Below are 22,616 nucleotides of genomic sequence, written 5' to 3' on the forward strand. Positions count from 1 at the left end.
TGCGTACAATGGGTGCATGAGACTATTCAACCGCAGGGCGCTGGCCTATGTCAGCGCGCACCCGATGGACTTTCTGGTGCAATGCCTGAAGGGCTTCCGCGCCAATCAAGGCTTGCTGCTGGCGGGTGCGGTCGCCTATTACTCGCTGCTGTCCATCGTGCCGCTGGTGATGCTGGTGGTGGTGGCGTTGTCGCACTTCATCGCCCAGGACGAGCTGCTGGCCACGCTGGGCCGCTATCTGAACTGGTTGGTGCCCGGGCAGGCCAAGCCCATCGTCACCGAGGTCGGCCATTTCCTTGAACATCGCGATTTGATCGGCGGCGTGCTGGTGGTCAGCATGATCTTCTTCAGCTCGCTGGCCTTCACGGTGCTGGAAAACGCCATGTGCGTGATCTTCAAGCACCGGGTCGAGATACGGCGCCGGCATTTCCTGATCTCGGCGATCATGCCCTACTGCTACATCCTGTCGCTGGGCGTCGGCATGCTGCTGGTGACGCTGGTGGCTGGCAGCTTGCAGGTGCTGGGCGAGGAGAGCGTGCAATTCCTCGGCTACAGCTGGTCGCTGCACGGCGTGTCCGGCGCGCTGCTGTACCTGCTGGGCCTGGGCGGCGAGGTGCTGGTGCTGACCTCGATCTACCTGGTCATGCCGGTGGGCCGGCTGTCGCTGTCGCACGCGCTGATCGGCGGGGTGACGGCGGCGCTGCTGTGGGAGCTGGCGCGCCGCATTCTGGTTTGGTATTTTTCAACCTTGTCGCAGGTGAACGTGGTGTACGGTTCGATGACCACCGCCATCATCGTCATGTTCAGCCTGGAAATCGGCGCCACGCTGCTGCTGTTCGGCGCGCAGGTGATTTCCGAGTTCGAGCGGGTCGGCCGCCACCGGCCGCAGCGCGCAGCGACCCCGATGACCACCCACGCTACAGAAGTAAAATAATTTGTGCATCGCACAAAGAACTGTGTTACACTACGTCCGTGGTTGAGGTTGTACGGGAGGAATTCCGGAAAACAGTCCCACTTCCAGGATGAGCGCCGCAGTTCGATATGTGTAAGACCGAACCGCAGTTGACGCGAAAAACTGGAGTTGTAATTCCGAATACGATGGTCGATTTACACGTTGGAGGCACCTTGCAGATAGCATGGGCGTCCGAGACTCTGGAGTCACTTTGCAGATAGCACTGGACCCCGGCATACGATTAAAGCATTGGTAATACATTGGAACAAAGCCCGCAGAGATGCGGGCTTTTTTTTATTGTCTCTTCATTTCGATATTATTTGAAATATCGAATCGTTTACGCTAGCATGGGCGCATGGATACCAAACAAGCTCTGGCGGCGTTATCGTCGCTTTCCCAGGAAAGCCGGCTGGCCGTGTTCCGGCTGCTGGTGCAGGTGGGGCCGGATGGCATGGCCGCCAGCAAAATCGCCGAACGGCTGGCGATTTCGCCATCGTCGCTGTCTTTCCACTTGAAGGAGCTGAGCCATGCGGGCATGGTCGGCTCGCGCCAGGATGGTCGTTTCGTCATCTACACCGCCGAGGTGGGCGCCATGAACGGCCTGATCGGCTTCCTTACCGAAAACTGCTGCGGCGGCCTGCCCTGCGGCGTCAACGAATGCACCCCATGAATGTTCTTTTCCTGTGTACCGGTAATTCCTGCCGCTCGGTGTTGAGCGAAGGTGTCTTCAACCATCTGGCGCCTGAAGGCTGGCGCGCGCTGAGCGCCGGCAGCCAGCCGGCCGGGGCGCTGCATCCGCGCGCGGTCGCGCTGCTGGCGCACAAGGGCATCTCCACCGAGGGCTACTACAGCAAGTCGTGGAACGATTTGCCGGCGACGCCGGATATCGTTATTACCGTTTGCGGCAGCGCGGCCGGCGAGACCTGCCCCGCCTATCTGGGCCAGGTGCTGCGCGCGCATTGGGGCGTGGACGATCCCAGCCATGTGGTCGGCACTGAAGAAGAAATCGAGACGGCGTTCGAGCTGGCTTACCGCATCATCCGCGCGCGCATCGAGGCCTTCCTGGCCTTGCCGCTGGCGCAGCTGGCGGCCGACAAGCAGGCATTCAAGCTGGAGCTGGACCGCATCGGCGGCCTGAGCGTGGCCTGATGCTGGCCGCCTTCCTGATCTTCCTGGCGACGCTGATCCTCGTCATCTGGCAGCCGCGCGGCCTGGGCATAGGCTGGAGCGCGGTGGCCGGCGCCTGCGTGGCGCTGCTGGCCGGCGTGATCCACGTCGGCGACATCCCCGTGGTGTGGCACATCGTCTGGAACGCCACCGGCACCTTCGTGGCGATCATCATCATCAGCCTGCTGCTGGACAAGGCCGGCTTCTTCGAGTGGGCCGCGCTGCACGTGGCGCGCTGGGGACGCGGCAGCGGCAAGCTGTTGTTCGCGATGTTCGTGCTGCTGGGCGCGGCGGTGTCGGCGCTGTTTGCCAATGACGGCGCGGCGCTGATACTCACGCCCATCGTCATCGCCATGCTGCGCGAGCTGAAATTCTCGGGCAAGGCCACGCTGGCCTTCGTGATGGCGGCCGGCTTCGTCGCCGACACGGCCAGCTTGCCGCTGGTCGTATCCAACCTGGTCAACATCGTGTCGGCGGATTACTTCAACGTCAGCTTCGCGCGTTATGCGGCGGTGATGGTGCCGGTGAATTTTGTCGCCGTGGCGGCCACGCTGGCGGTGCTGCTGTGGTTCTTCCGCCGCGATATCCCGGCCGACTACGACATGGCGCAAGTCAAGCGCCCCGAAGACGCGATCCACGACCGCGCCACCTTCGTCACCGGCTGGTGGGTGCTGGGCTTGTTGCTGATCGGCTTCTTCTGGCTGGAGGATCTGGGCGTGCCGATCAGCGCCACCTCCGCCGTCGGCGCGGTCATGCTGCTGGCGGTGGCGGCGCGCGGCCATCGCATTTCCACGCGTGAGGTCATCGGCAATGCGCCGTGGCAGATCGTGGTGTTCTCGTTGGGCATGTACCTGGTGGTGTACGGCCTGCGCAATGCCGGGCTGACCGACTACCTGACAGCCGCGCTCAACGCGTGCGCGCAGCAGGGCGTGTGGGGCGCGGCGCTGGGCACCGGCATCATCACGGCCATCCTGTCGTCGATCATGAACAATCTGCCGACGGTGCTGATCGGCGCGCTGTCCATCGACGCCAGCTCTGCGCAGGGCGTGGTGCGCGAAGCCATGGTCTACGCCAACGTGATCGGCAGCGACCTGGGGCCGAAGATCACGCCCATCGGCAGCCTGGCCACGCTGCTGTGGCTGCACGTGCTGGCGAACAAGGGCGTGCGCATATCGTGGGGTTATTACTTCCGCGTCGGCATCTGCCTGACCTTGCCGGTGCTGCTGGTGACGCTGGCGGCGCTCGCCGTACGCTTGAGCTGAGAGGACAACCATATGGACCTGCCCAACATCAATCCCTCGTTGCTGGAGACGCCGACGCTGGACAAGCTGGCGCCGGTTGGCGACCTCGATCATCCGCCGCGCATCCTGATGCTGTATGGCTCGTTGCGCGAGCGTTCTTTCAGCCGCTTCCTGACCGAAGAGGCGGCGCGGATACTGGAGCACTTCGGCGCCGAGGTGAAAATCTTCGACCCGACCGAGTTGCCGATGGCGGGCAGCGTGCCGGAAGACCACCCCAAGGTGCAGGAGTTGCGCGCCTTGTCGCTATGGTCCGAGGGCCAGGTGTGGTGCAGCCCGGAGCGGCACGGCGCCATCACGGCGGTGATGAAGAACCAGATCGACTGGATCCCGCTGGAACAAGGCGCGCTGCGGCCGAGCCAGGGCCGCACGCTGGCGGTGATGCAGGTGTGCGGCGGATCGCAGTCCTTCAACGTGGTCAACACGCTGCGCCTGCTGGGGCGCTGGATGCGCATGTTCACGATACCCAACCAATCGTCGGTGCCGATGGCTTACAAGGAATTCGACGATAACGGCCGCATGCGTCCTTCAGGCTATTATGAGCGGGTGGTGGATGTGATGGAGGAGCTGTTCAAGATGACCTTGCTCCTGCGCGGCCGCACCGATTACCTGACCGACCGCTACAGCGAACGCAACGAGCGTTCGGTGAAGGCGATCAATCGACAACTGGGGAAAATTTAATTGTGGGGTCAAGTCTGACATTCGGACACGGGCTCTGCGCTAAGCAGGCGCTTACGGCAGCGCTCGTGTCCAAATGTCAGACTTGACCCCGGAGTAGCGGCCGTTACCTCACAGCGCGCGGGCGATCAGCAGTTTCTGGATGTCGCTGGTGCCTTCGTAGATCTGGCACACGCGCACGTCGCGGTAGATGCGCTCCACCGGGAAGTCGGACACGTAGCCGTAGCCGCCATGCACCTGGATGGCGTCGGAGCAAACCTTCTCCGCCATTTCGGAGGCGAACAGCTTGGCCATCGCCGCTTCCTTCAAGCACGGCAAACCCGCATCCTTCATCGACGCCGCATGGCGAATCAGCTGGCGCGCCGCTTCGATTTGCGTCGCCATGTCCGACAAACGGAACTGCACCGCCTGGTGCTCGAAGATCGGCTTGCCGAAGCTCTCACGATCCCTTGCATACGCCAGCGCCGCCTCATACGCCGCGCGCGCCATGCCCACCGCCTGCGAGGCGATGCCGATGCGGCCGCCTTCCAGGCCCGACAAGGCGATCTTGTAACCCTGGCCTTCTTCGCCGATCAGGTTCTCCGCCGGAATGCGGCAGTTCTCGAACAGAATCTGCGCGGTGTCCGACGAATGCTGGCCCATCTTCTGCTCCAGCCCAGCAACGATGTAGCCAGGCGCCGAGGTCGGCACCCAGAACGCGCTGATGCCCTTCTTGCCGGCCGCCTTGTCGGTGACGGCCATGACGATGGCGACGTCCGCATACTTGCCGCTGGTGATGAACTGCTTGACGCCGTTGATCACATACTCGTCGCCGTCGCGCGTGGCGGTGGTGCGCAGGGCGGCGGCGTCGCTGCCGGTGTGCGGCTCGGTCAGGCAGAAGGCGCCCAGCATCTCGCCCTGTGCCAGCGGACGCAGCCACTGTTGTTTCTGCTTGTCGTTGGCATACATCATGGCGATGCTGCACACCGGGCAGTTGTTGACGGAGATGATGGTGGACGTGCCGCCATCCCCCGCCGCGATCTCTTCCAATACCAAGGCGAGCGACACGTAATCCATGCCGGCGCCGCCCAGCGCCTCCGGCACCGCGACGCCGAATGCGCCCAGCGCGGCCAGCTCCTTCAACTCCTCTTTCGGGAAGTGATGTTCCTTGTCCCAGCGGGCCGCGTTGGGCGCCAGGCGCTCCCGCGCAAAGGTGCGCAGGGCGTCGCGTATCATTTCGTGTTCTTCGCTCAGTATCATATTGTCTCGTTTATCGTTATTGAATCACCAGCCGATGCTTGTGCCATCGTAGTCGCGATACACCGCCAGCTCGGACGCGGGTAGCGTCGCCAGCGTTGCGCGGATGCCGGCCGCGCTTTCTTCCACCGACAGATCGGCCTCGCTGCCGCCCATGTCCGTGCGTACCCAGCCCGGATGCAGGGCGACGCAGGTGGCGCCCTGCTTGCCGAAGGTCAGCGCGGTGTCGATCAGCACCGAGTTCAGCGCCGCCTTGCTGGCGCGGTACAGCGATCCGATAGGATTGCCGCGCTCGCTCAACGAACCCATCCTCGACGACACCACCGCCAGCTTGCCGCGCACCGCGCATACCATCGGCGCGAGGATGGGCAACAGCCGCATCGCCGCCAGCACGTTGGTGTGCATCACGCTGTCGAAGTCCGACTGTAGCGGGAAGCCTTCATGGCGCGGGCCGTACACGCCGGCGTTGAGGATGGCCACGTTGAGCTCCTCGCCGTCCAGCTTCCAGCCCAGGCCGGCCACGGCTTCGACATTGGTCACGTCCAGCCCATGGGCTTCGGCGCCCATGGCGGCCAGCGCGTCCACGTCTTCCGCCTTGCGCGCGGTGGCGATCACGCGCCAGCCGTCGGCCAGGTACTGGCGTGCCAGTTCCAGGCCGATGCCGCGCGAGGCGCCGATGATCAGTGCCGTCGCCATCCGCTTACACCAGTTCGATGGCCATCGCGGTCGCTTCGCCGCCGCCGATGCACAGCGCCGCCACGCCCTTCTTGCCGCCGGTGCGCTTCAACGCGCCGATCAGGGTGACGATGATGCGCGCGCCGGATGCGCCGATCGGGTGGCCCAGCGCGCAGGCGCCGCCGTGGATATTGACCTTGTCGTGCGGGATGTCGAGGTCGCGCATGGCGGCCATCGGCACGGCGGCAAACGCTTCGTTGATCTCGAACAGGTCGACGTCCTTGCTGCCCCAGCCGATTTTCTTGTACAGCTTTTCAACCGCGCCGATTGGTGCGGTGGTGAACAGGTTAGGTTCCTGCGCGAAGGTGGCGTGGCCGTGGATCTTGGCGATGATGGTGGCGCCCAGTTTCTTGGCGGTCGATTCGCGCATCATGACCAGCGCGGCGGCGCCGTCGTTGATCGACGACGACGAGGCGGCGGTGATGGTGCCGTCTTTCTTGAACGCTGCGCGCAGCGTCGGGATCTTTTCGACCTTGGCTTTGAGCGGGCCTTCATCCTGTTCGATGACGGTGTCGCCGGCGCGGCTGCTGACGGTCACAGGCGCGATTTCCCACTTGAAGTAACCTTCCTTGGTGGCGACCTGTGCGCGCTTGACCGATTCGATGGCGAAGTTGTCCTGCGCTTCGCGGGTGAATTCGTACTTGGCCGAGCACTCTTCGGCGAAGGTGCCCATCGAGCGGCCTTCGCCGGTTTTCTCGTTGCGCGAGTAGGCGTCTTCCAGGCCGTCGTACATCATGTGGTCGAACAGCATGCCGTGGCCGATGCGGTAGCCGCCGCGCGCCTTCGGCACCAGATAGGGCGCGTTGGTCATCGATTCCATGCCGCCGGCGATTACCACTTCGGCGCTGCCGGCCACCAGCTGGTCGTGCGCGAAGATCGCGGCCTGCATGGCCGAGCCGCACATCTTGGACAGCGTGACGGCGCCGGTCGAAGTCGGCAGGCCGGCTTTCAACAAGGCTTGACGCGCAGGCGCCTGGCCCTGGCCCGCCATCAGGCAGTTGCCGAAGTAGACGTGCTCGACCAGCTTGCCATCGATGCCGGAGCGTTCGACGGCGGCCTGGATCGCGACTGCGCCCAGGTCGTGCGCGGCCTTGCTGGAGAAGTCGCCCTGGAAGGCGCCCATAGGGGTGCGGGCTGCACCGACGATTACGATAGGATCATTCATTTTCTAAGGTCTCCATAAATGGCGGCTGGATCGCCGCCGGTGGGGTGGTGTGCTGATTGCAAAAACGGATGTGTTGCGGATACGGGAACACGTCTTCCACGTAGCCATCGAGGATGCGCTGCTTGCGCGCCTGCCACCACGCCTGCGTCAACAGGTCGCTGTGGTGCTTCATAAAATATTTTCGGATCTTGGCGTTCCCCAGCAGGAAGCGGCCGAACTGCTCGGGGAAAACGTCGTACTTGCCGATCGGGTACCACGGTTCGGAGGCCATTTCCTCTTCCTCCGTGCGGGCTTCCGGGATCACGCGGAAATTGCAGTCGGTGATGTATTCGATTTCGTCGTAATCGTAAAACACCACGCGCTGGTGGCGCGTGACGCCGAAGTTCTTGTACAGCATATCGCCGGGGAAGATGTTGGCCGCCACCAGTTCCTTGATGGCGTTGCCGTACTCCAGCACGCCGTGTTCGATCTGGAGGTCGTCGTGGTCCTGGTCGGCGTTGGTCAGCCACATGTTCAGCGGCACCATGCGGCGCTCGATGTACAGGTGCTTGATGATGAGCTGGTCGCCCTCTTCTTCCAGCAGCGACGGCGCGAAGTGCTTGAGCTCGGCGATCAGCTCTTCGCTGAAGCGGTGGCGCGGGAAGGCGACGTTGGAATATTCCAGCGTGTCGGCCATGCGGCCGACGCGGTCGTGGTGTTTGACCAGCAGGTATTTTTCCTTGATCAGCGCGCGCGTGGTCTCCTTGGGCGACGGGAAGAAATCCTTGATGACCTTGAACACATACGGGAAGGACGGCAGCGCGAACACCAGCATCACCAGGCCGCGGATGCCGGGCGCGATGTCGAACAGGTCGGACGAATGCTTGAGGTGCTGCAGGTAGTCGCGGTAGAACAGCGTCTTGCCCTGCTTCTGCAGGCCGAGGATGGTGTAGATCTCGCTGCGCGGCTTGCGCGGCAGCAGCGTGCGCAGGAACTGCACGTAGGCCGACGGCACTTCCATGTCGACCAGGAAGTAGGCGCGCGTGAACGAGAACAAGATCGTGATCTGCTCGTGGTCGAACAGCACGGTGTCGAGGATCAGCTCGCCGTGCTTGTTGTGCAGGATGGGCACGACGAACGGATATTCCTTGTTGCCGTTGATGCCCTTGCCGACGATGTAGGCGCCCTTGTTGCGGAAGAACAGGCTCGACAGCACATGGATCTGGTGGTTGGGCTCCAGCTTGATGCCGCCGAACAGCGTGCGCAGCCGGCCTTCGATCTGCGCCACGTCGCGCGTCAGGTTGGCGAACTTGGTCGCCAGCTGGAAGTTGGTGATGACGCGCTTGAGCGTGTAGTGCAGGCCGTCGGTGCCGGGGTAGTAGACGCGGTAGGTCGGCGCGATTTCCTCGGTTTCGATGTACTCGGTGGACACCACTGGGCGCACGAAGATGAATTCGTTGTGGAAGTAGCTGCGGTGCAGGATGTTGCAGCAGACCGAGTTGAAAAAGGTTTCGGCCAGCTCCGGCTGCTTGTGGTCGGACAGCATGCCGATGTAGTGCAGCTTGAGTTCGCGCCACACTTCATCGGTCAGCTCGGCCGGGTCGTACTCGTCTTCCAGTGTGTGCACGCATTCCTGCACGCGCTGGTCGTAAAAGCCGATGCGCTCGCGCGCGACCCGCTGCGATTCGCTCCAGGCGCCCTGCTCGAACAGCTGCCGCGCCCGCTGGCTGGTCTGGCGGAACAAGCGGTAGTGCTTGTCGAAACCGTCGCGGATGGTGCGGGCGATGTCGAACGCAATCTGCGAGCGCAGCAGTTTGGGGAATGCAGCCTGGATCATGTCAGTTCCGTTAGTGAGCGTCGTTCCCGCGAAAGCGGGAATCCATAGACTCTATGGATTCCCTCCATAGAACGCCGGCTAAATCAGCTCAGCATGGGTTCCCGCTTTCGCGGGAACGACGACTAACCGGTTCTTACTTGGTTTCCGCGAACAGTTCGCGGCCGATCAGCATGCGGCGGATTTCGCTGGTGCCGGCGCCGATTTCATACAACTTGGCGTCGCGCCACAGGCGGCCGACCGGATACTCGTTGATGTAGCCGTTGCCGCCCAGCGTCTGGATCGCCTCGCCGGCCATCCAGGTCGCTTTTTCTGCGCTATACAAAATGGCTCCCGCTGCATCCTTGCGCAACTGGCGGACCGCTTCCGGGGTTTTGGCCCGGTCGCAGGCCTGACCGACGGCGTACACATATGCCTTGCACGCCATCATGGTCGAGTACATGTCCGCAATCTTACCCTGCATCAGCTGGAACTCGCCGATCGGCTGGCCGAATTGCTTGCGGTCGTGGATGTAAGGCACCACCGCGTCCATGCAAGCCTGCATGATGCCCAGCGGGCCGCCGGACAGCACGGTGCGCTCGAAGTCCAGGCCGGACATCAGCACGTTGACGCCCTTGCCCAGGCCGCCCAGCACGTTCTCGGCCGGCACTTCGCAGTTGTCGAACACCAGCTCGCCGGTGTGCGAGCCGCGCATGCCCAGCTTGTCGAGCTTCTGGGCCACGGAGAAGCCCTTGAAACCTTTTTCGATCAGGAAGGCGGTCATGCCTTTCGGGCCGGCTTCCAGGTCGTTCTTGGCGTAGACCACCAGCACGTCGGCGTCGGGGCCGTTGGTGATCCACATCTTGGTGCCGTTCAGCACCCAGCGGTCGCCCTTGAAATCGGCGCGCAGCTTCATGCTGACCACGTCGGAACCGGCGTTCGGCTCGGACATCGCCAAGGCGCCGACGTGTTCGCCGGAGATCAGTTTCGGCAGGTATTTTTGTTTTTGTTCTTCGGTGCCGTTGCGCTTGATCTGGTTGACGCACAGATTCGAGTGGGCGCCGTACGACAGGCCGACCGAAGCCGACGCGCGCGAGATTTCTTCCATCGCGACGATGTGGGCCAGGTAGCCCATGTTGGCGCCGCCGTATTCTTCGCCGACGGTGATGCCGAGCACGCCCAGATCGCCCATCTTGCGCCACAGGTCCATCGGGAACTGGTCGCTGCGGTCGATTTCGGCGGCGCGCGGGGCGATTTCGGCGGCGGCGAACTGTTGCACGGCTTCGCGCAGGGCGGCGATGTCTTCGCCGTGGTCAAAGGTCAGGCCTGGGAGATGGAGCATGTCGTCCTCATTCTTGTGTTTTGATTGAAGCGTCAATAATACGCGGGTGTGACGTTAACGTAAACGTAAAGTAAACTCGGAATCAGGCGCCTTCGCCGATGGCCGCCAGCAGGCGCTTGCACTCGTCTTCGTGGGCGGTGATCTCGGCCAGCGACATTTCGATATCCTCGCGCTGCTGTTCCAGCGTCTCGCGGTGCTGGGCCAGCACGCCGAGGAAGCGGTTCATCTGGGCGCTGGTGTCCTTCGGCGATTCGTACATGTCGACCAGGCTCTTGATCTCCGACAGCGACAGCCCCAGGCGCTTGCCGCGCAGGGTCAGCTTGAGGCGGGTGCGGTCGCGCGGCGTGTAGACTCGGTTGCGGCCGCCCGCGCCTTCGCGGGACGGGCTCAGCAAGCCCTGGTCTTCGTAAAAGCGGATCGCGCGCGCCGTGATGTCGAATTCACGGGCCAGTTCGGTAATGGTGTAAGTGTTGGGCATCTCAGGGTGTGCGGTAAAGTCGTACAATTTCCGTTTACGTCAACGTCAATCACATTGTAGCGCGCCTGCCCATCGGAGAGAACAAATATGAACCTGCTCGAATCGCAACTGGACTACCCGCTGGGCGACACCATCCCGGCCGCCGGCGCCGTGCACGAGATCGTTCCGGGCCTGCGCTGGCTGCGCATGCCGCTGCCGTTTGCGCTGGATCATATCAACCTCTGGCTGCTGCGCGACGGCGACGGCTGGAGCGCGGTCGACTGCGGGGTGGCGAGCGACGCCACCCGCGCCGCCTGGGAAACCGTGTTCGACAGCGGCCTGGACGGCCTGCCGCTGCGGCGCGTGTTCGCCACCCATTGCCATCCCGACCACATCGGCCTGGCCGACTGGCTGTGCCAGCGCTGGGACGCGCCGCTGTGGACCACCACCGGCGAATACGCGTTCGCGCGCATGATGTCGGCCGCCCTGCCGGGCGTGGACGGCCCTGCGGCGCTGCCGCACTTCCAGCGCCACGGCCTGCGCGACCCCGACATGCTGGAAAAGATGGCTGGCCGGAAAAATTACTATCCGACCTTGGTACCGTCGGTACCAACCGCCTACACCCGCATCCAGGATGGACAGTTGGTCGCAATTGGCGACCATCAATGGCAGGTCATCACCGGCTTCGGCCATGCTCCCGAACACGCTTCACTGTATTGCGCCGCGCTCAATGTGCTGATCGCCGGCGATATGGTGCTGCCGCGCATCTCCACCAATGTGTCGGTTTTCGCCGTGGAGCCGGAATCGAACCCGCTGACGCTGTATCTGGATTCATTGGCCAAGTTTGTTGACTTGCCGAATGATGTATTGGTTTTGCCCTCGCACGGCAAACCGTTCCACGGCCTCCGCACCCGTATTGCACAATTGCAACAGCATCATGTCGAGCGGCTGGCCGAGGTGGTCGACGCTTGTGGCGACTGGCAGTCGGCGGCCGACATCGTGCCGCTGATGTTCAAACGGCCGCTGGACGCCCACCAGCTTGGCTTTGCGCTGGGCGAGGCGCTGGCCCACCTGCACAAATTGTGGCACGACGGTATCGTGCGCCGTGAAACAGGAGCGGACGGCATCATACGCTTCCGCCTCAAGTAGCGCTGAAAGTCTGGCCGTAAACTAGCAGTAGTGTTATTGTAATAACTTCACTATTTCCGCTGAAAACGGCTCCGGGGCATCGGTGCATTTCTCAGCGGGAAACCGAATAAAGTTCGGCGCAGCTTGTTACGTGCGCTTGCACTTACAGAGGATAAAGTGTCAATTATAAAATCCCATCACGTCACAATCAGGTCTTAAAAACAAGAGACTGACTTTCATGACGCAACGTGAAATAGTGCAATTATGAATTCTTCTAATGAACGCGAAAGCTTTAGCCAGCGCTTGCAACAGGCTCTCAAAAACGCCCACTACTCCCCCGACAGCCCGACTCGATTGGCGCGGGAATTCAATATCCGCTTCGATGGACGACCCATCACCGTCCACGCCGCCCGCAAGTGGCTGGTAGGCGAAGCGATTCCGACCCAGGAAAAGCTGCGCATGATCGCCCAGTGGCTGGGCGTGCCGGCCGAATGGCTGCGCTTTGGCGGCGCCGAAGCCGATGCGCCGGCCGGTGAAGGCGGCAACGGCCTGTCGCGCTTCGAGTCGGCCGACGTCAAGTTAATCGCCGATTTGCAACGCCTGGACGAGCATCATCGCCAGATTGCACGCGAATTTATCCGCATGCTGGTGCGAATTAACTACCAAAAGTAGTCATTTTACGTACTACTACGGAGTTATTTTTACCGTTTGTGGCTGACGTTTCGGGTGTTTCCATGTGAAACTAGTTTCACGCTTCAACCAGTTTTTGTTCGGAAAGGGCGCTCCTCAGGGGGCGCCCTTTTTATTTTCACAGGCTTTACGAATTGTCATAGTTTCGACATGGATTTGAGGCACAATAGGTGATCAGCACCGCTGATGCGCAGCATTTACTTCGGGAGTCCAGCTTTTGAGCCGTCTTATGAAAAGTAACTACAGCAACGTCGCGCAGCTAAAAGATTTGATGACCGCCCCCCCGATGACCGCAGCCCAGCACGCGGAAGTAATGCGCAAGCGCATTGCCCACCGCCGCATGGTCGAGGAAGCACGGGATTTGAAAAAGGCTAGCGGATCGCAGTTCGATAAACGCTAGGCTGAAGTAGCGGGCGCAGTACGGCTGGACTTAGTTGGATACGCTGACGGGCTTCATGCCGTTCCAGCGCGGGGCCAACGCATGCTCGATGCCGAACAAATCGATGACCCGGCCGACCGTGTGGTCGACCATCTCCGCAATGCTTTGCGGGTTGTGATAAAAGCTGGGCAGCGGCGGGAAGATGATCCCGCCCATTTCCGTCACCGCCGTCATATTGCGCAAGTGCGCCAGGTTGAACGGCGTTTCCCTCACCATCAGCACCAGCCGGCGGCGCTCCTTGAGCGCCACGTCGGCCGCGCGCGCGATCAGGTTGTCCGACAGGCCGTGCGCCACGGACGCCAGCGTCTTCATCGAGCATGGCGCGACGATCATCCCATCCGACTGGAAGGAACCGCTGGCGATCGAGGCGCCGACGTCGCGCACCTTGTGCACCACATGGGCCAGCGCTTCGACGTCGCGCCGCTGCAAGCCGGTTTCCTGGTGCAGCGTGAGGACCGCGGCGTCGGAGACGATCAGATGCGTCTCCACGCCGGCGGTATGTTGCAACTGTTGCAGCAGACGCACGCCATACACCGCGCCGGTGGCGCCGGTGATGGCGATGATGATCCGCTGCGGCCGATCAGGCATCCAGCAAGGCCTTCAGTTCGCCCGATTCGAACATCTCGTTCATGATGTCCGAACCGCCGATGAACTCGCCCTTGACGTAGAGCTGAGGGATGGTAGGCCAGTTCGAGTAATCCTTGATGCCCTGGCGGACTTCAGGATCTTCCAGCACGTTCACGGTTGCAATGTTCTCAACGCCGCAAGCTTTCAGGATCTGGATGGCGCGGCCGGAAAAGCCGCATTGCGGGAACTGGGCGGTGCCCTTCATGAACAGCACCACAGGGGTGTTGGTCACGGTTTCTTTGATCCAGGTTTGTACGTCGCTCATAGCTGCCTCAGTGAAAAGATGTAAATAGATGCCGTCATTTTATAAGAAAACGCCGGCACCGGTATTTTTATGGCCGTTCGATCAGCCGCGCAGCTTGGCGAACGCCGCCGCCATGCTGCCGCCGATAGGCTCGGACTTGGCGGCCTGCTTCTGGTGCTGGCCCATGCTCTTGCGGTCGTTGCGGTCGCCGCGCTGCTGCGGCTGCGAACCGGCTTGCGGCGCGCTGTCGGTCAGGCGCATGGTCAGGGCGATGCGCTTGCGCTTCTCGTCCACTTCCAGCACCTTGACCTTGACCACCTGGCCGGCCTTGACCACCGTGTGCGGATCCTTGACGAAGGTGTTCGACAGCGCCGAGATGTGCACCAGGCCGTCCTGGTGCACGCCGATGTCGACGAAGGCGCCGAAGGCCGCCACGTTGGTGACGACGCCTTCCAAAATCATGTCCGGGCGCAGGTCGCGGATTTCTTCCACGCCTTCCTTGAAGGTGGCGGTGGTGAACTCGGGACGCGGATCGCGGCCCGGCTTCTCCAGCTCCTTCAGGATGTCGGTGATCGTCGGCACGCCGAACTTGTCGTCGGCGTACTTGGCCGGGTTCAGCGTCTTGATCAGCGCGGTTTCGCCGATGACGGCCTTGATGTCCTTCTTGATGTCGCCGAGGATTTTTTCCACCAGCGGATACGATTCCGGGTGCACCGCCGACGCGTCCAGCGGATTCTCGCCGCCCATCACGCGCAGGAAACCGGCCGCCTGTTCGAAGGTCTTGTCGCCCAGGCGCGGCACGGCTTTCAGGCCGGCGCGCGAGGTGAAGGCGCCCTTCGAGTCGCGGTAGGTGACGATGGCCTGCGCCACCGTCGACGACAGCCCCGACACGCGCGCCAGCAGCGGCGCCGAGGCGGTGTTCACATCCACGCCGACCGCGTTCACGCAATCCTCGACCACCGCGTCCAGCGAGCGGGCCAGCTGGGTCTGCGACACATCGTGCTGGTACTGGCCGACGCCGATCGATTTCGGATCGATCTTGACCAGTTCGGCCAGCGGATCCTGCAGGCGGCGGGCAATCGACACCGCGCCGCGCAGCGACACGTCCATGTCCGGCAGTTCGCGCGAGGCGAATTCCGACGCCGAGTACACCGACGCGCCCGCTTCCGAGACGACGATCTTGCTCATTTTTTGATCAGGGAATTGCTTGATCAAATCCTGCGCCAGCTTGTCGGTTTCACGCGAGGCGGTGCCGTTGCCGATGGAAATCAGCGATACATTGTGCTTGGCGGCCAGCTTGCCCAGCGTGTGCAGCGAGCCGTCCCAGTCGCTCTTCGGCTGGTGCGGATAGATGACGGCGGTATCGACCACCTTGCCGGTGGCGTCCACCACCGCCACCTTGACGCCGGTGCGCAGGCCCGGGTCCAGGCCCATGGTGGCGCGCTGGCCGGCCGGCGCGGCCAGCAGCAGCGCCTTCAGGTTGGTGGCGAAGACGTTGATCGCGTCCAGCTCGGAACGCTCGCGCAGTGCGCCCATCAGTTCGGTTTCCAGGTGCATGAAGCTCTTCACGCGCCAGGTCCAGCGGGCGGTGTCGCCCAGCCATTTGTCGGCCGGACGGCCCTGGTTCTTGATGCCGAAACGGGCGGCGATGCGGCCTTCGCACGGGTTGTGCGGCGCGTCCCACTTCGGTTTCTCGGCTTCGGTGTCCAGCCGCAGCGTGACGTCCAGGATGCCTTCGCGGCGGCCGCGCAGCAGGGCCAGCGCGCGGTGCGACGGCACGGTGCCGATGGTTTCGGAATAATCGAAGTAGTCGGCGAACTTTTCGCCTTCGTCCTGCTTGCCTTCCACGACCTTGGATTCAACAATGCCGTGATCGAGCACGTATTCGCGCAAGGATTGCAGCAAGGTTGCATCTTCGGCAAAGCGTTCCATCAGGATCTGGCGGGCGCCGTCCAGTGCTGCCTTGGTGTCGGCCACGCCCGGATTGTTGCCGTCGGCGGTGGTGAAAGCTTCGCGCAGGAACTTGTTGGCTTCCATCTCAGGAGTCAGTTCCGGATTGGCCAGCAGGCCGTCGGCCAGCGGCGCCAGGCCCGCTTCGATGGCGATTTGCGCCTTGGTGCGGCGTTTTTGCTTGTATGGCAGGTATAAGTCTTCAAGACGGGTCTTGTCTTCTGCATGCATGACAGCATCTAACAGTTCCGGCGTCATTTTGTTCTGCTCGGTGATCGATGCCACGATGGCGGCGCGGCGGTCTTCCAGCTCGCGCAGGTAGCGCAGCCGTTCTTCGAGCAGGCGCAGTTGAATGTCGTCCAGGCCGCCGGTGGCTTCTTTCCGGTAGCGGGCGATGAAGGGCACCGTGGCGCCTTCGTCCAACAGGGCGATAGCGGCGGCAACCTGCACCGGTTTGGCGTTCAGTTCCAGGGCAAGACGTTGTTCGATAGAAGGCAACATGTGGGCGATTCCTAAGCAGTCAAGCCCGGAATCATACGCAATCGGCGCGAATGTGCCAGTCTTGACAGTCCAAAAGGACTGTGCGCAGCCCGGAGAACACGCTAGTAACACGTTTACATGCGGGTTTTATGAAGAATCCGCAAACACGAACGCGTGTATGGCGGATAATATCGCCTGTTGCCGTTTTTGAACCATCTTTGACCAACAATGCGACCTATGGATTTTACCCGCGACGACGCCACCGACGATGTTCCCGCCAAGCCAGCTGCTCCGGCCGCCCCAGCATCTCCCGCTCGCCCTGCGCCGCCCGCGAATCAATTGTCGTACGCCGTAGCCACCTGGCTGCAGCGTGTGGATGCGGCAGCGCATCCCAAAGCCAAACTGAACGCGCCGCCGGTCGATAGCGATCCGAAGCAACAAACCCAATACAAGCTGATCTACGTGATGGCGCCCACCAGCGGCGGCCGCCATGTGGCGCTGTGCCTGTACAAGGCCCGCCTGCGCTCGAACGGCGACGTCGCCGCGGCCAGCCCGGTCAGCGAAGTGTTCTCGCTGCTGTCGGCGCCGCCGAGCTTCCTCGCGGCCGGCGACGAGGACTTGATCCGTTTCTTCGTTGCCATGCGCAGCGGACAGAATTCCCAGACCGGTTCCGCCACCGAGCCGCGCGGCAAGATCGGCGCGGCGCTGCTGAACATGCTGGCCGAACAGGATAAATTGCTCTGGGCGAATTCCTGGGCCGACGTCGGCAACGGCCTGGTCTACCCGCTCAAGGGCGGCGTGATGCGCGAAGCCAACCTGGCCTGGCGCGAAGAAGGCAAGGGCCTGCGGCTCGGCTGGCAGGTGCAGGCGCCGCCGAACGCCAAGCACGTCGGCGCCGACCAGGTCGACTACATGCTGCCGACCGATCCGCCGTGGTACATCGACAACCTGTCCTGCGGCGTGCTGCAGCTGAACCAGGGCGGCGCTTCGATACCGCTGGCCGATTTGCAGGCACTGGTGGCGCAAGCGCCGCTGCTGACCAGCAACGACAAGATGCGCGTGTCGCAACTGCTGCTGGCCCACGGCCTGCAACAGCTGATGCCGCTGCCGCAACCGCTGCCGCAGCGCGTGCGCGACGACGTCAAGCCGCGCCCGGTGCTGACCTTGGACGCCGCCATGCTGGCCGACGGTTCGCTGCAGCGCTGGCACGATTTCGCCGTGCTGTCCTTCGACTACGACGGCGAGCGCGTATCCTTCGATCCGTCGCAGCGCGTGGTGCGCCAGAAGGGCGAAGTGACCGAGATCATCCAGCGCGACGCCGCCGCCGAAGAGCTGGCGCTGGCGCTGCTGACCGAGCGCCATTTCGTGCCGCCGGCCACGCTGCCGCTGAGCAGCGTCAAGGGCGGCCTGCTGCTGCCGAGCCAGGCCGAATGGCTGCGCTTCGCCCGCGACGGCGTCGCCGCGCTGAAGGACGCCGGCTGGAAAGTGGAAAAAACCGTCAAGTACCGCTACGACGTCACCGAGGTTGGCGACTGGTATGCGGAGGTGACGGAAGATCCGGCCGATGGCGGCCGCGCCTGGTTCGAGCTGGAACTGGGCATCATGGTCGACCAGGACCGCGTGCCGCTGCTGCCGGTACTGGTGCAGATGATCCGCAGCGCGCCCAACGATTTCAATCCCAAGACCATCGCCCAGCACGGCGACGAAGACCAGATGCTGGCCACGCTGCCCGACGGCAGCCGGGTCGCGCTGCCTTGGGGCCGCGTCAAACCCATCCTGACCACGCTGGGCGAGTTGTATTTCAGCGACAAGATCAAGACCTCGCTGCGCATGGCCACGCTGGACGCCGCGCGTCTGGACGAACTGGCCCGCAACGTCGAGCTGAACTGGCACGGCGGCGAGGAGCTGCGCGAAATGGGCGCGCGCCTGAACCAGTTTGGCGCCGTCAAGCGCATCGCCACCCCGGCCGGCCTGCAAGCCACGCTGCGCGACTACCAGACCGACGGCCTGTCGTGGATGCAGTTCCTGCGTGAATACAACTTTGCCGGCATCCTGGCCGACGACATGGGCCTGGGCAAGACCGTGCAGACCCTGGCCCACATCCTGGTGGAGAAGGAAGCCGGCCGCCTGACCGCGCCGGCGCTGGTGATCGCGCCGACCAGCCTGATGGGCAACTGGCAGGAAGAGGCGGCGCGCTTCGCGCCCGGCCTGCGCGTGCTGCTGCTGCAAGGCAAAGACCGCATGGGCCAGTTCGACCAGATCGACGAAGCCGACCTGGTGCTGACCACCTACGCGCTGCTGCCGCGCGACGAGGAAAAGCTGCGCGAGCACGATTTCCACCTGGTCATCCTGGACGAGTCGCACTACATCAAGAACACCCGCAGCAAGGCCGCGCAAAGCGCCGGCCTGCTGCGCGCGCGCCACCGGCTGTGCCTGTCCGGCACGCCGCTGGAAAACCACCTGGGCGAGCTGTGGTCGCAATTCCACTTCCTGCTGCCGGGCCTGCTCGGCGACGAGAAGGGTTTCAACACCGTGTTCCGCCATCCGATCGAGCGCCAGGACGACCCGCTGCGGCGCGCGCTGCTGAACCGCCGCATCAAGCCCTTCCTGCTGCGCCGGACCAAGGACAATGTGGCCAAGGAACTGCCGCCCAAGACCGAGATGGTGCGCAAGGTCGAGCTGACCGGCGCCCAGCGCGACCTATACGAAACCGTGCGCTTGGCCATGGACCAGAAGGTGCGCGAGGAAATCGACCGCAAGGGCGTGGCGCGCAGCCAGATCGTCATCCTGGAGGCGCTGCTCAAGCTGCGCCAGGTGTGCTGCGATCCGCGCCTGGTCAAGTCGCTGCCGTCGAAGAAGCAGACGGCCGGCTCGGCCAAGCTGGTCGACCTGATGCAGATGGTCGAGGATTTGCTGGAAGAGAATCGCAAGATCCTGGTGTTCTCGCAGTTCACCAGCATGCTGGAGTTGATCGAGGAAGAACTGGAAGCGCGCGATATCCCGTATGCGCTGCTGACCGGCGAAACCAAGGACCGCAGCGCGCAAGTGGCGGCCTTCCAGCAGGGCGCGGTGCCGATCTTCCTGATCAGCCTGAAAGCCGGCGGCGTCGGCCTGAACCTGACGGCGGCAGACACCGTGATCCACTACGATCCGTGGTGGAATCCGGCGGCGGAAAACCAGGCCACCGACCGCGCCTGGCGCATAGGCCAGGACAAGCCGGTGTTCGTCTACAAGCTGATCGCCAAGGGCACGCTGGAGGAAAAAATCCAGGTGCTGCAGCAGAAGAAATCCGATCTGGCGCAATCCATCCTGGCCGAAGGCGAGTCGCAGAAAATGGCGCTCACCCAGGAAGATCTGCAGCAGATCTTCGCGCCGCTGGCGGAATAAGTGGCGACCGTCGCCGAACTGCAAGCGGCATTGCGCCAGTCGCAGGCGGAGGCGGAGCGCTATCGCCTGCTGCTCCAACACAGCGGCGAGGTCAGCTGGATGGCCGATTGCGCCAGCCTCAAGCTTTCCTGGCTCAGTCCGGCCGCGGAACGCCAGTTCGGCTACACGCTGGACTCCGCCCAGGCGCTGGCGGATAGCTTGCTGCAACAGCTGCCGGCGCGGTTGGAGCGCCATGCTGGCGGCGACCTGAGCCGCCGTCGCCTGCTGCGCGAAACCGAGTTGCCGCATGCCGACGGCCGCATGGTGCCGGTGGAAATCGAATCCACGCTGATCGTCGACGAGCAGGGCGTGGCGGTGTCCGTGGTCGGCGTGGTGCGCGACCTGAGCGCGCGGCGCGAGCTGGCCGCACAGCAGAAAAAATTCGCGTCCATGCTGTCGCACGAATTCCGCACGCCGCTGTCGACCATCGACGGCGCCGTGCAGCGCCTGGAAATGACGGGCACCCATCACGACGAAGGCACCCGCAAGCGCTACCGCAAGATCCAGACCGCGGTCGACCGCATGCTGGCGATGCTGGACGAATACCTGTCGCCCGAGCGCATGGCCAGCATCGGCCGCGAGCGCCAGCCCAATGAAATCTCCCCCGCCGCGCTGCTGGAGGCTGTGGTCGAGCAGGCGCGCAGCCGCCGCGGCGGCATCACGCTGCGGCTGGAAACGCTGCCGCAGTGGATGCGCTGCGACCCCGCCGGTGTGCGCTTATGCTTAGAAATTTTGCTGGACAATGCAATTAAGTACACAGAAGCTAATACTCCGATAGAATTGATAGGCAAAATGGCAAGCGAGGGTGGCGTCGAGTTTCTGGTGCGCGATCGCGGCGCCGGTTTGCCGGCGGCGGAATGGGCGCAGGTGTTCGACAAATCCTTCCGTGGCAGTAACGCCGCCGGCATTGCCGGATCGGGCCTGGGCTTGTATATGGCGCGCGCGGTGGTGGACGTACATGGCGGCACGCTGACGGCAACAAATGTTTCTGAAAGCGGCACGGAATTTAGGATTTGGCTGCCCGTGGCGGCCAGCGCCGGGAAAAGCCTTGCGCGGGCGGATGGCAGCAGTGATAATTCCTTGGACGCAAGCTGAAGCAGCAGGGCAGGACTGAGCACCGTTGCTCAATAATCGATCGAATGGCGCATCAATGACGCAAATACTCATCGTGGAAGACAATCTGGACTATGCCGAGGAGATGGCAGAGTTCTTGACTGAGCTTGAACACGAAGTGCACATCACTAACAATGCCAGCGATATGTGGTCCGCCCTGAGCCAGGGCAACGTGGGCGTGGTGGTGCTCGATCTGGGCTTGCCGGACGAAGACGGTTTCAACGTGATACCCCGAATGCGCCAGCTCTACCCGCAAATCGGCCTGCTGGTGCTGACCGGCCGTGTCGCTTTCGACAACCGCATCCTCGGCCTGCGCCTGGGCGCCGACCACTACCTGACCAAGCCGATCAAATTCCCGGAACTGGCCGCCCACATCGAGGCGCTGGACCGCCGCGTCGGTCCACAGGAAACCATCCCGGCGCCAAGCAAGTGGACGCTGAAGGTCAGCGCCCGCCAGCTGGAGCTGCAAGGCATGGCGATCACGCTGACTGAAAAGGAATGCAATTTCCTGCATCTGCTGACGATCAACACCCGTCCCGTGCCGCGCCAGGTCATCGTGGCCGGCATCGGCGGCGACGATCCGGATGCCGGACGCCGCGTCGACATGCTGGTGTACCGCCTGCGCAAGAAGGCGCGCACCGGCCTGGGCCAGGATCTGCCGCTGCGCAGCGCCTACGGCGAAGGCTACAGCCTGTCCGCCAGCTTCAACCTCTCCTGATAAAAATAGGGGCAGAGTCGCGCCGGTTTTTCGGCGCGCCTGAATAATCGGGGGCAGAGTGGTGTAGAATCGGTGCATCCGATTTATTCTGCTCAAAATTATGGCACGTCTCCCCCGCTTGATCGTCCCTGGCCAACCTCACCACGTCATCCAGACCGGCAATAACAACCAGCCGGTGTTCCTGGATGCCGAAGACTATCAAACCTTCCTCGGCTGGCTGCGCACCGCCGCCAAAAACTACAAAGTGGCCGTGCATGCCTATGTTTTGATGCCGAATCACCTGCATTTGCTGGTGACACCGGCCGACGCGGACGGCCTGGGCCAGATGATGCAGTGGATAGGCCGCTATTACGTGCCTTATTTCAATCAAAAATATGGCCGCAGTGGAACTTTGTGGAACGGACGCTACAAAACCTCGCTCATCGACGCCGAGCAATACTTCATGTCGTGCAGCCGATATATCGAGTTCAATCCGGTGCGCAACTGCATGGTGGGGCGGGCCGAGGATTATCCGTGGTCCAGCTACCCGCACCACGCCGGGCTGCGTCCGGACGGCCTGATCGTCGACCATCCGAAGTTCTGGGAGCTGGGCAACACGCCATTCCAGCGCGAGGCCGCGTATATCGCGCTGGCCGAGGCGGCTTTGAGCGAGGAAGAGGTGGCGCATATCAGCAAGGCGCTGCTCAAAGGCTGGCCGCTGGGCAGCGAGCAGTTCAAGACGGCGCTGCAGCACAAGGTCAAGCGCCAGGTATTGCCCGCCAAGCGCGGCAGGCCGTTCAAAATCAAGCCGGAAGCTGCCTGAACAGCTAGCGGAAGCCGCAGGAATCGCCGGTTCCTGCGGTTTTTTCAGCCTCACCATCACTCCGTCCCTAATTAAAAATTCAGGAAACTTTAAAAAAATTAATCCGACTCCGACCCTAATTTTTATTGTTGAATTTTCTGCTGCATTGCACTACTCTAGTTTTTCGTTAGTCAAAAT

At 62.8% G+C, this 22,616-nt stretch carries 21 protein-coding genes; 12 read left to right on the forward strand and 9 right to left on the reverse strand.

The genetic code is table 11. The features are described 5' to 3' along the window. Positions 1 to 16: 16 nt before the first annotated feature. From GEV01_RS24695 to arsH, 5 genes are all read left to right on the forward strand, one after another. Positions 17 to 934 carry a YihY/virulence factor BrkB family protein gene (locus GEV01_RS24695; protein ID WP_152808136.1) on the forward strand — a complete coding sequence of 306 codons (918 nt, stop codon included), beginning with the start codon at positions 17 to 19 and terminating at the stop codon, positions 932 to 934. Positions 935 to 1,307: 373 nt separating this feature from the next. Beyond that, positions 1,308 to 1,622 carry an ArsR/SmtB family transcription factor gene (locus tag GEV01_RS24700; RefSeq protein WP_152808138.1) on the forward strand — a complete coding sequence of 105 codons (315 nt, stop codon included), beginning with the start codon at positions 1,308 to 1,310 and terminating at the stop codon, positions 1,620 to 1,622. Beyond that, entirely contained in the window at positions 1,619 to 2,101 is a 483-nt protein-coding gene (locus GEV01_RS24705) for an arsenate reductase ArsC (protein WP_152808140.1), read from the forward strand. The genes GEV01_RS24700 and GEV01_RS24705 overlap by 4 nt, the downstream gene beginning before the upstream one ends. Next, positions 2,101 to 3,381 (forward strand): arsenic transporter, encoded by a 1,281-nt coding sequence (locus GEV01_RS24710; protein ID WP_152808142.1) that lies wholly within the window; start codon positions 2,101 to 2,103, stop codon positions 3,379 to 3,381. The genes GEV01_RS24705 and GEV01_RS24710 overlap by 1 nt, the downstream gene beginning before the upstream one ends. A gap of 12 nt (positions 3,382 to 3,393) precedes the next feature. Beyond that, positions 3,394 to 4,098 carry an arsenical resistance protein ArsH gene (arsH, locus tag GEV01_RS24715; protein ID WP_152808144.1) on the forward strand — a complete coding sequence of 235 codons (705 nt, stop codon included), beginning with the start codon at positions 3,394 to 3,396 and terminating at the stop codon, positions 4,096 to 4,098. 108 nt (positions 4,099 to 4,206) lie between these two features. On the opposite strand, the gene GEV01_RS24720 is transcribed toward arsH, so the two are convergent. From GEV01_RS24720 to GEV01_RS24745, 6 genes are all read right to left on the reverse strand, one after another. Beyond that, positions 4,207 to 5,334, reverse strand: coding sequence for an acyl-CoA dehydrogenase family protein (locus tag GEV01_RS24720; protein WP_152808146.1), 1,128 nt, complete (start codon positions 5,332 to 5,334; stop codon positions 4,207 to 4,209). A 24-nt stretch (positions 5,335 to 5,358) separates the two neighbouring features. Next, on the reverse strand, positions 5,359 to 6,027 hold the full coding sequence (locus GEV01_RS24725; RefSeq protein ID WP_152808148.1) for an SDR family oxidoreductase: 669 nt from the start codon (positions 6,025 to 6,027) through the stop codon (positions 5,359 to 5,361). Positions 6,028 to 6,031: 4 nt separating this feature from the next. Then, positions 6,032 to 7,231: an acetyl-CoA C-acyltransferase gene (locus GEV01_RS24730; RefSeq protein ID WP_152808150.1), complete on the reverse strand. Its 1,200-nt coding sequence runs from the start codon at positions 7,229 to 7,231 to the stop codon at positions 6,032 to 6,034. Next, entirely contained in the window at positions 7,224 to 9,047 is a 1,824-nt protein-coding gene (gene aceK, locus GEV01_RS24735) for a bifunctional isocitrate dehydrogenase kinase/phosphatase (protein ID WP_152808152.1), read from the reverse strand. The genes GEV01_RS24730 and aceK overlap by 8 nt, the downstream gene beginning before the upstream one ends. A gap of 133 nt (positions 9,048 to 9,180) precedes the next feature. Next, entirely contained in the window at positions 9,181 to 10,365 is a 1,185-nt protein-coding gene (locus tag GEV01_RS24740; RefSeq protein WP_152808154.1) for an isovaleryl-CoA dehydrogenase, read from the reverse strand. 82 nt (positions 10,366 to 10,447) lie between these two features. Further along, a complete protein-coding gene (locus GEV01_RS24745; protein ID WP_152808156.1) occupies positions 10,448 to 10,843 on the reverse strand; it encodes a MerR family transcriptional regulator in 396 nt (131 codons plus the stop codon). An 87-nt stretch (positions 10,844 to 10,930) separates the two neighbouring features. Between GEV01_RS24745 and GEV01_RS24750 the strand changes: the two genes are divergently transcribed. The 3 genes from GEV01_RS24750 to GEV01_RS30855 all read left to right on the forward strand — a co-directional run bounded on the left by GEV01_RS24750 (position 10,931) and on the right by GEV01_RS30855 (position 13,040). Further along, on the forward strand, positions 10,931 to 11,971 hold the full coding sequence (locus GEV01_RS24750; RefSeq protein WP_152808158.1) for an MBL fold metallo-hydrolase: 1,041 nt from the start codon (positions 10,931 to 10,933) through the stop codon (positions 11,969 to 11,971). Between the two features lie 243 nt (positions 11,972 to 12,214). Beyond that, positions 12,215 to 12,622, forward strand: coding sequence for a hypothetical protein (locus tag GEV01_RS24755; protein WP_008443116.1), 408 nt, complete (start codon positions 12,215 to 12,217; stop codon positions 12,620 to 12,622). A 247-nt stretch (positions 12,623 to 12,869) separates the two neighbouring features. After that, positions 12,870 to 13,040 (forward strand): hypothetical protein, encoded by a 171-nt coding sequence (locus GEV01_RS30855; protein WP_008443115.1) that lies wholly within the window; start codon positions 12,870 to 12,872, stop codon positions 13,038 to 13,040. A gap of 30 nt (positions 13,041 to 13,070) precedes the next feature. On the opposite strand, the gene GEV01_RS24760 is transcribed toward GEV01_RS30855, so the two are convergent. The 3 genes from GEV01_RS24760 to GEV01_RS24770 form a co-directional block, all read right to left on the reverse strand. Then, positions 13,071 to 13,667 carry a UbiX family flavin prenyltransferase gene (locus GEV01_RS24760; RefSeq protein ID WP_152808160.1) on the reverse strand — a complete coding sequence of 199 codons (597 nt, stop codon included), beginning with the start codon at positions 13,665 to 13,667 and terminating at the stop codon, positions 13,071 to 13,073. Beyond that, on the reverse strand, positions 13,660 to 13,971 hold the full coding sequence (gene grxD / locus GEV01_RS24765; protein WP_008443113.1) for a Grx4 family monothiol glutaredoxin: 312 nt from the start codon (positions 13,969 to 13,971) through the stop codon (positions 13,660 to 13,662). Before grxD ends, GEV01_RS24760 begins: the two co-directional genes overlap by 8 nt. A gap of 81 nt (positions 13,972 to 14,052) precedes the next feature. Then, positions 14,053 to 16,401: a Tex family protein gene (locus GEV01_RS24770; protein ID WP_152808161.1), complete on the reverse strand. Its 2,349-nt coding sequence runs from the start codon at positions 16,399 to 16,401 to the stop codon at positions 14,053 to 14,055. A 216-nt stretch (positions 16,402 to 16,617) separates the two neighbouring features. Here GEV01_RS24770 and GEV01_RS24775 point away from each other — a divergent pair, with 216 nt between their 5' ends. The 4 genes from GEV01_RS24775 (at position 16,618) to GEV01_RS24790 (ending at position 22,439) form a co-directional block, all read left to right on the forward strand. Beyond that, complete coding sequence (locus GEV01_RS24775) at positions 16,618 to 19,767, forward strand: DEAD/DEAH box helicase (protein WP_152808163.1); 3,150 nt, start codon at positions 16,618 to 16,620, stop codon at positions 19,765 to 19,767. Further along, positions 19,768 to 20,901, forward strand: coding sequence for a PAS domain-containing sensor histidine kinase (locus GEV01_RS24780; RefSeq protein ID WP_328595615.1), 1,134 nt, complete (start codon positions 19,768 to 19,770; stop codon positions 20,899 to 20,901). 55 nt (positions 20,902 to 20,956) lie between these two features. Continuing rightward, entirely contained in the window at positions 20,957 to 21,637 is a 681-nt protein-coding gene (locus GEV01_RS24785) for a response regulator transcription factor (RefSeq protein WP_008443102.1), read from the forward strand. A 100-nt stretch (positions 21,638 to 21,737) separates the two neighbouring features. Then, entirely contained in the window at positions 21,738 to 22,439 is a 702-nt protein-coding gene (locus GEV01_RS24790; protein WP_152808165.1) for an REP-associated tyrosine transposase, read from the forward strand. Positions 22,440 to 22,616: the final 177 nt, after the last annotated feature.

The organism is Rugamonas rivuli, assembly GCF_009380165.1.
In the GTDB taxonomy this organism is placed as follows: Bacteria; Pseudomonadota; Gammaproteobacteria; order Burkholderiales; family Burkholderiaceae_D; genus Rugamonas; species Rugamonas rivuli.

Excerpts from the sequence above, each read along its gene's own strand:
- GEV01_RS24770 (WP_152808161.1), bottom strand. The coding sequence starts at position 16,401 with ATGTTGCCTTCTATCGAACAACGTCTTGCCCTGGAACTGAACGCCAAA.
- GEV01_RS24745 (WP_152808156.1), bottom strand. The coding sequence starts at position 10,843 with ATGCCCAACACTTACACCATTACCGAACTGGCCCGTGAATTCGACATC.
- GEV01_RS24710 (WP_152808142.1), top strand. The coding sequence starts at position 2,101 with ATGCTGGCCGCCTTCCTGATCTTCCTGGCGACGCTGATCCTCGTCATC.
- GEV01_RS24740 (WP_152808154.1), bottom strand. The coding sequence starts at position 10,365 with ATGCTCCATCTCCCAGGCCTGACCTTTGACCACGGCGAAGACATCGCC.
- arsH (WP_152808144.1), top strand. The coding sequence starts at position 3,394 with ATGGACCTGCCCAACATCAATCCCTCGTTGCTGGAGACGCCGACGCTG.
- aceK (WP_152808152.1), bottom strand. The coding sequence starts at position 9,047 with ATGATCCAGGCTGCATTCCCCAAACTGCTGCGCTCGCAGATTGCGTTC.
- GEV01_RS24760 (WP_152808160.1), bottom strand. The coding sequence starts at position 13,667 with ATGCCTGATCGGCCGCAGCGGATCATCATCGCCATCACCGGCGCCACC.
- GEV01_RS24705 (WP_152808140.1), top strand. The coding sequence starts at position 1,619 with ATGAATGTTCTTTTCCTGTGTACCGGTAATTCCTGCCGCTCGGTGTTG.
- GEV01_RS24785 (WP_008443102.1), top strand. The coding sequence starts at position 20,957 with ATGACGCAAATACTCATCGTGGAAGACAATCTGGACTATGCCGAGGAG.
- GEV01_RS24775 (WP_152808163.1), top strand. The coding sequence starts at position 16,618 with ATGGATTTTACCCGCGACGACGCCACCGACGATGTTCCCGCCAAGCCA.
- GEV01_RS24790 (WP_152808165.1), top strand. The coding sequence starts at position 21,738 with ATGGCACGTCTCCCCCGCTTGATCGTCCCTGGCCAACCTCACCACGTC.
- GEV01_RS24700 (WP_152808138.1), top strand. The coding sequence starts at position 1,308 with ATGGATACCAAACAAGCTCTGGCGGCGTTATCGTCGCTTTCCCAGGAA.
- GEV01_RS24720 (WP_152808146.1), bottom strand. The coding sequence starts at position 5,334 with ATGATACTGAGCGAAGAACACGAAATGATACGCGACGCCCTGCGCACC.
- GEV01_RS24730 (WP_152808150.1), bottom strand. The coding sequence starts at position 7,231 with ATGAATGATCCTATCGTAATCGTCGGTGCAGCCCGCACCCCTATGGGC.
- GEV01_RS30855 (WP_008443115.1), top strand. The coding sequence starts at position 12,870 with ATGAAAAGTAACTACAGCAACGTCGCGCAGCTAAAAGATTTGATGACC.
- GEV01_RS24750 (WP_152808158.1), top strand. The coding sequence starts at position 10,931 with ATGAACCTGCTCGAATCGCAACTGGACTACCCGCTGGGCGACACCATC.
- GEV01_RS24755 (WP_008443116.1), top strand. The coding sequence starts at position 12,215 with ATGAATTCTTCTAATGAACGCGAAAGCTTTAGCCAGCGCTTGCAACAG.
- GEV01_RS24725 (WP_152808148.1), bottom strand. The coding sequence starts at position 6,027 with ATGGCGACGGCACTGATCATCGGCGCCTCGCGCGGCATCGGCCTGGAA.
- GEV01_RS24695 (WP_152808136.1), top strand. The coding sequence starts at position 17 with ATGAGACTATTCAACCGCAGGGCGCTGGCCTATGTCAGCGCGCACCCG.
- grxD (WP_008443113.1), bottom strand. The coding sequence starts at position 13,971 with ATGAGCGACGTACAAACCTGGATCAAAGAAACCGTGACCAACACCCCT.